Genomic DNA, 8,669 nt, shown 5'->3' with positions numbered 1-8,669 from the left:
TCCTGTCCATTTTCCAGGGTAATGGTCATGGTACGGGTTTTGGCCATGGCCGGGGGTAAGGCAATGTTTGTTTTTTCAAGCACATTCCCGAAATGGTGTGAAGGTGTTTGAAGTACGCCCTCTGCATTGATTAAAAAGGCATCCCCGTTATCCGATGTCTTGACTTCGGATAAAATTCCGGGCAACTGGTGTTCAATGGTGGCCCGGATAATGAAATAGGTATTATCCGGAGCCATATGACGCAGGGCAATGGAAATATGGGGGACGTTTCTGAATCCTAGAAACACATCACTCACAGAAGTGCCATGGGCCATGGTGTCCTTAAACCATTGCTGATCCTTGTAATTTTTGCCTGCAAGGCCATAGGGGCCAGCATATACACGTTGAACACCGGTGGCGTCAATAATGCCGATATCGGTAAACCCCCCAAAGCTTTGGCGCAAAAAATCTAAAATATTTGCCAGTTGCTCTGTGTTCCCAAGCTGCTCCAAGGAATTGAACCGCACCACGTAGCTTAATGCATTTTTGCGCTCATCTAAAAAAAAGGCAAGTGACCGCCAGGTATTGGAGGCCAGGCGGGAAGCCCTGGCCTCGGCATCATTTTCTAGAGACCGCCGGGTCAGGTTGTAATCGAGGACGGCAAAAAAGATAACAGGAATAATGGCAAATGCGGCGGTCAGCACAAAGGAGATCAGCCATATCCGTTGGTAATTAAGGAATTCCCCTTTAAGCAGTTTGGTGCCTGGGCCCGTGATGTCTGCTTTTTTTTCTGTATTCGTAGTTTCCAGTGCCATAATGATTATTATGTCCCTGCAATCTTTCAGTTAGTTTTGTTCTTTGTGGCGGATTTTTTCATTGGCAGCTTTCAAATTCCGGCTCAACTCTTCTATATCCACAGGTTTTTGCAGATAAGCAAATGCCCCAAGCTTCATGCAGATCTCCCTGTCAGCATCTGACCCATGGCCTGTTAGAATGATGACTTCAATTTGGGGCCTGGATGCCTTGACCTTTTTAAGCACTTCAATACCGTCAATCCCCGGCATTTTTAAATCCAGGATCATCACATCCGGTTCATCCGCTTCCATCAGGTTCAACGCAGATTCTCCATCATAGGCAATGGCGGACCCCACATCACGCATCTGCAGCCTTTCGGAAAGTGTCTGTACAAATTCACGCTCGTCATCCACTAAAAGAACTTTTGACGGTACCTGGAAATCGAACCTGCGATAGATATCTGCCTGGTAAAAACCTTTGCCGATGCGGGTTTCAACAGACGAAACCCCTTGAACCTGTTTTACTATATTTTTAAGCTCTTCTTCAAGTCTTCCCAAAAGAAGCACATTGGTATTGATGGTCAACGTGACCAGCCCGTCCCGGGAAGTGACGCCGACAGCATGGCCTTCCTTGGACAATGCCACTTCCACCCGGGCGGCCAGGACAAAATCATCGGCAGCCTTTCTTGATGCTTTGGTGGGCTGAATCACTTCATTTTTTAAATTTTCAAGAATCAGGGACACGGCTTCATCTTTGTCCATCTTGTCCGTGGGCAGAATCATGTCGTAAAGGGAAGCATCCCAGGGATCGGTAATTTTATAAAGCGTATTAGACCATGCACTGTAAGATTCGTCATTTTTTGAGATCAGACTGACAGCATCTTTTTCGCTTAAGTTATGCGCCTTCATGGCCTGTTCAATTCTAAATGTCTTGTCTGCAATCAGGCAGATTCTTAATACGTGGCTTATGGATGCAGGGATCAGAAGGCTTGTAAATCCATCAAGTATGCAATCATCCTGGGTCATTAGCTCTGCCACGGCAAGGCGCAGGTAGGCAATGGCGCGCTCTTTTTCATGGGTGAACTTATTGAACACCGATGTTTTTTCAAGAAAAGACCGGGAAATTTTCTTTTCGGACATTCCGGACAGCTGGCTGGCCGAGGCCACCAGGTCATTGTCTGACAGCAGTTTAAATCCGCTTTGATCAATAACATCTGAAATGATTGACGCTTTGCCGCAATATGAACCGCTGAAAAATGTCAGTATAGACATGGGATGTCTCCTTTATTTAGTTGATTGGGTTCCCAGGCAGTTTACGAGTAATGGACACTGGTCTTCCTTGGTATTGACATGGGTCTGTGCATGAACGGTTGAAAGTGCTTTTTCCATGGTGGGGTAAATGTTGTGAACCCCGATTTCTTCAAGTAAGTGCGTACGTGCAAGTACCTTGTAAACCGCATCATTGACGCCGCTTAACGATACGCCGTATCCGGCGCTTCTTAAACGCTGAATAATAAGGGCCAGCGTTTCCTGGCCAGAGGCATCTATGTCGTTGACACCGTTGCAGGCAATAATAAAGTGCCTCAGATCAGATTCCTTCTGGATCCGGCTGTTTATTTCATCTTCAAGGTAGCTGGCATTGGCAAAAAACAGCGGGCCTTCAAAGCGGATCAATTCAATGTGCTCACAGGTGGCAAGCTCGTGGACACAGGAGTCTTTCAAGGACTGATCCTCGCCGCGGGACAAAGAACTGATTCTGGGGCGCATGCATTTATACAGGAACACAGCCAAAGACAGGCCAACACCAATGTATATGCCATTTTCCAGATGAGGTGCCACGGCCAGGGTGACAACAAAAGTAATAACAGAAATCAGGCCGTCATACCATTGCGCTTTCCAGGCATGAACAAAACCGGAAATGTTCACAAGCCCGATAACCGCCATCATGATAACCGAAGCAAGGACTGCCTGGGGCAGATGGTACAGTAACGGTGTAAAAAACAGCAAGGTGAAAATGACCATGATACTTGTGATGACGCTGGAAAGACCGGAGACAGCGCCAGCCTGAAGATTGACGGCACTTCTGGAAAAAGAACCGGATACCGGATAACTTTTTCCAAAAGAACCCAGGATATTGGAAAGACCCTGGCCGATAAGCTCCTGGTTGGGATCAAGCCTCTGTCCGGTTTTGGCCGCCATGGCCTTGGCAATGGCAATGGCTTCCATGAAACCGAGCAGGGAGATGATAATGGCATAGGGTAAAAGCTGCAGGAACACGGAAATGTTAATGGGTGGTATGCCAAGTTTTGGCAGACCCTTGGGAACTTCACCCACCACGGCACCGCCACCGGATAACACCATGGATTCTGTATTAAGGATTTTATTGCCCACCAGGATACGATATACCCGGTCATCCACCCTGGCATCCGGTACCTGACCATCTTGGGGGTAAAACAGAACACCCTTATTTGTGTCCTTAACCGCGCTGAATTTCATCTCCCGAAGCCGGGTACGAATTTGAGACGCCTGGCTTTTGGCCGCATCTATTTTAGCCGTAAATACCCTGGACTGGTATTCGAGATCCAGCCGGTCAAGGGGTGAGGCGTCATGGCTGCTTTCTATTTTGGATGAAAGCGTTGTGCGTTCAACACTTAAACCGGCAATGGATTCAACTGCATGGTTAAACGATTGAATATCTTTCTGAGCCGACTCATCCATGATCTGGGCCATGGTCACAGAGGTATTATGCTGGAACCCGGTGGCCCAGGAAATGATGGTGGTGACGGCAACCGCCACAAGCACGTAAGGGATTCTTGGATTCAGGCGTTTCAACCCCACCATGATGGCAATGGATAAAATCCCCATGGCAAGGGTGGGCAGATGTGTGTAATGAAAGGCAGTTTCAATCACCCGTATAATGGTTTCATAGTGGTGATGGGCCTTGTCCACATATACACCGAACAGTTTGGACAGCTGGGAGGTGGCAATGATAATTGCTGCAGCGTTGGTAAACCCGTTAACAACAGGATGGGACAGAAAATTAACAATAAGGCCCAGGCGCAGAATCCCGAGCAGCAGCTGGAATACGCCCACGGTCAAAGCCAGAATAATTGCATAGGCAATAAACGCTTCACTTCCGGCAGATGCCAAAGGTTCGAGACTTGCTGCAGTCATCAAAGAGACCACGGCCACAGGGCCGGTTGCCAGCTGACGGCTGGATCCGAACAAAGAAGCGATCATGGGGGGCAGAAATGCCGCATAAAGACCGTAGTAGGCCGGCAGACCAGCCAACTGGGCATAGGCCATGGACTGGGGAATAAGCACCAGGGCCACAGTAAGTCCGGCCACAAAATCAATTCTGAATTTGGCCAGGGAGTAATCCTTGAACCACTCTATGAACGGCAGTATTTTGGTTAACATGTCGAACACCTTTCTAAGTTGATTGTCTAAGTCTTTAACATGCGTCTGCAGGAGGTGACCAGTTCATTGAACAGTGCATTAGCATTATACAAGTTGTACGTTTTAAACCTGACAATCCCGTCCACCATGGAAAAGATAATCAGGGCGGTTTTCCTGGCAGGCAGCGGATCTATAGATCCGTCGTTCTGCCCCATTTCGATGCCTTCTTCATAGATTGAAACAAGACAATCGTAAATGGCTTCCAGATAATTACGGCATTCCGGTACAGCCTCTGCCATCTGGTAGGGGTAGTACCGGTGCAAAAGGAGAAATTCGTTTTCCATTTTGCCGGCTAAAAATAAGTGAAAGGATACCGCACGTTCAATCATGCCCATGCCGCTGTCAAAATGTTTATTTCCCATATATGCGTCAAATTCCTCCAGAATCATTTTTTTGGTCTTTTCAAGAACCGCTAAAAACAATTTTTCTTTGGTCTTGAAATGATAAAAAATGGTTCCTTCCGCCACATTGATCATTTTTGCCAGATCAGCGGTGGCGGTCTCTTTGAACCCGTTTTTGGAAAACAGCACAGTGGCGGCCTGCAGTATGGCATCTTTTTTTGACATAACACCTCTAAAATTTGAGTGACTACTCATTTTATTTGAGTGTATACTCAGTTTGTTTACTCATGTCAAATGGTTTTTAATCATTTTCTAATTTTTTTTTAAGAAGGTTGCTGACATGCAACACATTGAAACATCAGCAGATTGTGTGTATAAATAACGAAATTTTCTTAAAATTCAAGCGTTTCAAGGTGCAATAATGATGTTTCAAAGTGCAATAAATAAAGAACGATATTTTATATGCTTGACAGAAAGATTGAGCCAAAAGAAGCACATTAATGGACGCAAATGAATAAGGCCGTTCAAAAATCCATGTTTACACAGGGCTGAAACACAATTATAATCAGCGCTCAAATTTTCAGAATGGGTTTGGATTCAACGTTATAAACTTTAAGATGCTCCCAGATTAAAACCATGAAGGAGATGAAGATTGATTTTTCGGTATATATTCTTCATGTGCTTCATGTCCTTCACGGTAAAATAAAAAAAGGAAACAAAAATGAAAGGCTTTAAATTTGCTGGAATCCGTGCCGGGATCAAAAAAAAGAAAGCCAGGGATCTCGGGCTGATTTATACTGAAAAGCCCGCTTCTGCCGCCGCATTGTTCACGCGGAACCAGGTGGTTGCCGCCCCTGTTATTCTTGGCAGGAAAACCATGGAAAAGGGCCTGCTCCAGGCCGTGCTGGTCAATTCAGGTAATGCCAACTGCTTTACCGGCGAACAGGGGGTGGCCGATGCAAAACAATGCGTTGCGCTTGTGGCCAAAGCCCTTAACATTGATCCTGAGTATGTTATTGTCTCTTCCACCGGGGTGATCGGTGCGCCGCTGCCTATGGATAAATTTGAAACAGGGATACCTGAAGCTGTGGCGTGCCTTGATTCTTGTACGCTTGAAGATTTTGCCAAAGCCATACTCACCACAGATACTTGCACCAAAATTGTATCCCGTCAGGGAAAAACCATCACATCCGGGGATGAAAAAATTTTTACCATTACAGGGGTAGCCAAAGGTTCCGGTATGATCCGGCCGGATATGGCCACCATGCTGGCCTATGTATTTACCGATGCAGATATTTCAAGCAGCCTGCTCAAACAGGCTCTGACCCATGCCGCCTCCCGCTCCTTTAACCGGATTACGGTTGACGGAGATACCAGCACCAATGATACCCTCTTGTGTATGGCTAACGGGGCAGGGCAGGCAGTGATCGACAACGATGGGTCCCTGAAGGCCTTCCAGGCTGTTTTAGATGATGTCTGCTATGCGCTTGCCAAAATGATAATCAAAGACGGGGAGGGCGCCACAAAGCTTGCTTCAATCACGGTCAAAGGTGCACTGACCCGGCAAGATGCGTTTGCAGCGGCCGAGGCCATTGCACATTCCCCCCTTGTGAAAACCGCCATTTACGGCCAGGATCCCAACTGGGGGCGGATCACTGCGGCAGCCGGAAGATCCGGGGCCACAGTGGACCAGAATAAAATGGATTTGTATTTTGATGATGTCCTGCTGGTTCAAAACGGACAGTGGCAGGGTAAAGCGGCGGAAAAAAAAGCTGCCCACATCATGAAGCAGGATGAAATCCGCATTGTCCTGGATCTCAATCTCGGGGAAGGCCAGGACCAGTTCCTGTTCTGCGACTTCAGTGAAAATTATGTCAAAATCAATGCCGACTACAGATCCTGAAACAGCCCAAGGTATCCGGCTGCAGAAAATTTTAGCCTATTGCGGGTTTTGTTCGCGCAGAAAGGCCGAGACCCTTATCCTTGACGGCAGGGTCACGGTGAACGGAACCATTGTAAAAACGCTTGGCACACGGGGTGATCCGGCAAAGGACAGAATCTGTGTTGACGGTAAACCGATTCGATTTAATGCAAACGAAGACCCTATCCATACCTATATCGCCGTCAACAAACCCAAGGGGGTGGTTACAACCTGCGCCCAGAAAAATGCAAAAATTATTCTGGACCTTGTGCCGGTAAAAAAAAGAGTCTATCCCGTAGGTCGGCTGGATAAGGATTCAGTGGGTCTTGTTTTGCTGACAGATGACGGTGACCTGCATAACCGGTTATCCCATCCCTCCCATGACCATGAAAAAGAGTATCTTGTGTTTACGGTACTGCCTGTCAGTGACCCGGATCTTTCTGCCATGGCCCAGGGCATGGTGATAAACGGAAAAAAGACCCGGCAGGCCAGGGTCCGCAGGGTTTCTGAAAACGGATTTAAAATTGTTTTAAAACAGGGGGTGAACCGCCAGATCCGGAAAATGGTGGGCAAAACCGGCAATCAGGTGGCCATGCTCAAACGGATCCGCATGGCCAATATCTGCCTTGGCAGTCTGCCCCCCGGCAAGTGGCGATATCTCACCGAAAAAGAGGTGGAAAAATTAAGACAATGATTGAATACCAACACTCTTTCTAACTTTATCCAGGAAGGGCACGGAATATTCCCTGGCCCGAACCGCTCCTTTTTTCAAAATATCTTCAATATCTTTGGGATTAGCCATCAGCTCTTCGTACCGCTGTCTGGGCTCCTTTAAAATATCATTGATGTATTCAAACAACTCCTGTTTCATGGTCCCCCAGGCAATGCCCTCCCTGTACCGCCGGGCCAAGTCTTTTGTCTGTTGCGGTGTGGCAAAGGCCCGGTAAATTGAAAACAGGGTACAAGTATCAGGATCTTTGGGTTCATCGGGTCCCAGGGAATTGGTCTGGATCTTCATGATCATTTTGCGCAGCCGCGTTTCCGTGTCAAACAGCGGAATAAAGTTGTTGTAGCTTTTGCTCATTTTGCGCCCGTCAAGGCCTGAAAGCACGGCTGCGGTTTCATCCACAACTACCTCGGGCAGCACAAATAATTCCTTGTACATATGATTGAATCTTGCAGCAATATCCCTTGTCATTTCAATATGCTGGATCTGATCCTTGCCTACGGGCACTTTGGAGGCATTGAACATGAGAATGTCTGCTGCCATGAGAATGGGATAGGAAAAAAGGCCCATGGTGACGCCCTGGTCCGGATCTTTTCTCTCCTGTTCTTCGTTTTCCTGGACCGCAGCCTTGTATGCATGGGCACGGTTCATCAGTCCCTTGGCCGTCAAACAGGTCAAAATCCAGGTAAGTTCCGGAATTTCCGGAATATCAGACTGCCGGTAAAATACACAATTATTATAATCCAACCCCAGGGCAATCCAGGCCGCTGCAATTTCAAGGGTGGATACCTTTCGTTTTTCCGGATCATGATTTTTTATCAGGGAGTGGTAATCTGCCAGAAAATAGTAAGAGGTCAGGTCAGGATTTTTGCTGGATTCGACAGCCGGACGGATGGCACCCACATAATTGCCAAGGTGAGGCGTACCCGAGGTGGTAATACCGGTTAAAAAGTCTGCGTTTTTCATTTATATTCCTAAAGAATTAATTAGTATCTGCTGATTTTCTATGGCAAATATCAGCAGATTGTATTATCACTAAAAAAGACCACAATATCCTGGTGATAATTATAGAAAATCAGCAGATACTAATTAGTGTTATGCAAAAAAGGAATTACCAGAATCTCATCTTTTTTTCAAGCCACGCCTTTTCAGTGTAGCGGTTCTAAATTTACCATTTTCATCAACGCCTTGGAATCTCGAAATAATTTAACTTTGAGAATGTTTCATCGAAGACAATGCGCATGGTTGACTTAAACTTTTTTTCTGTTTCCCATATCCATCGACAACATAGATGATTAAGAGATTGGGTTTTCTCCAGGCCGAGGATATTTAATATAAGCGACCTCAAAAGGCATGTGGAGTACTTATGTTGACAATAGGTCAAAAGTTAATAAGTAAAATTTGTCCAGAAGAAAAATTAGGACAGAAGTGACGCTTGAACTGCGTAA

7 protein-coding genes are annotated in these 8,669 nt (G+C 46.5%); 2 read left to right on the top strand and 5 right to left on the bottom strand.

Annotated elements, in window-relative coordinates; translation table 11 throughout:
* The 4 genes from AB7U36_RS13155 to AB7U36_RS13140 all read right to left on the bottom strand — a co-directional run.
* Positions 1 to 794 (bottom strand): PDC sensor domain-containing protein (locus AB7U36_RS13155; protein WP_428160220.1); only part of this gene is annotated, 794 nt, incomplete at its 3' end.
* Positions 795 to 824: 30 nt separating this feature from the next.
* A complete protein-coding gene (locus AB7U36_RS13150) occupies positions 825 to 2,045 on the bottom strand; it encodes a response regulator (RefSeq protein WP_428160219.1) in 1,221 nt (406 codons plus the stop codon).
* A 12-nt stretch (positions 2,046 to 2,057) separates the two neighbouring features.
* Positions 2,058 to 4,193 carry a SulP family inorganic anion transporter gene (locus tag AB7U36_RS13145; RefSeq protein ID WP_428160218.1) on the bottom strand — a complete coding sequence of 712 codons (2,136 nt, stop codon included), beginning with the start codon at positions 4,191 to 4,193 and terminating at the stop codon, positions 2,058 to 2,060.
* 26 nt (positions 4,194 to 4,219) lie between these two features.
* Positions 4,220 to 4,798: a TetR/AcrR family transcriptional regulator gene (locus AB7U36_RS13140; protein ID WP_428160217.1), complete on the bottom strand. Its 579-nt coding sequence runs from the start codon at positions 4,796 to 4,798 to the stop codon at positions 4,220 to 4,222.
* Positions 4,799 to 5,294: 496 nt separating this feature from the next.
* Between AB7U36_RS13140 and argJ the strand changes: the two genes are divergently transcribed.
* Together argJ and AB7U36_RS13130 are read left to right on the top strand one after the other, a co-directional pair.
* Positions 5,295 to 6,476: a bifunctional glutamate N-acetyltransferase/amino-acid acetyltransferase ArgJ gene (gene argJ / locus AB7U36_RS13135; RefSeq protein WP_428160216.1), complete on the top strand. Its 1,182-nt coding sequence runs from the start codon at positions 5,295 to 5,297 to the stop codon at positions 6,474 to 6,476.
* On the top strand, positions 6,457 to 7,188 hold the full coding sequence (locus tag AB7U36_RS13130) for a pseudouridine synthase (RefSeq protein WP_428160215.1): 732 nt from the start codon (positions 6,457 to 6,459) through the stop codon (positions 7,186 to 7,188). The genes argJ and AB7U36_RS13130 overlap by 20 nt, the downstream gene beginning before the upstream one ends.
* Here the strand turns inward: AB7U36_RS13130 and AB7U36_RS13125 are convergent.
* Positions 7,177 to 8,187, bottom strand: a complete 1,011-nt coding sequence (locus AB7U36_RS13125) for a tryptophan--tRNA ligase (protein WP_428160214.1) — start codon at positions 8,185 to 8,187, stop codon at positions 7,177 to 7,179. The genes AB7U36_RS13130 and AB7U36_RS13125 overlap by 12 nt on opposite strands.
* Between the last annotated feature and the right edge of the window lie 482 nt (positions 8,188 to 8,669).

It is taken from the genome of Desulfobacter sp. (assembly GCF_050177295.1).
This window is presented reverse-complemented; position numbering and strand designations above follow the sequence as displayed.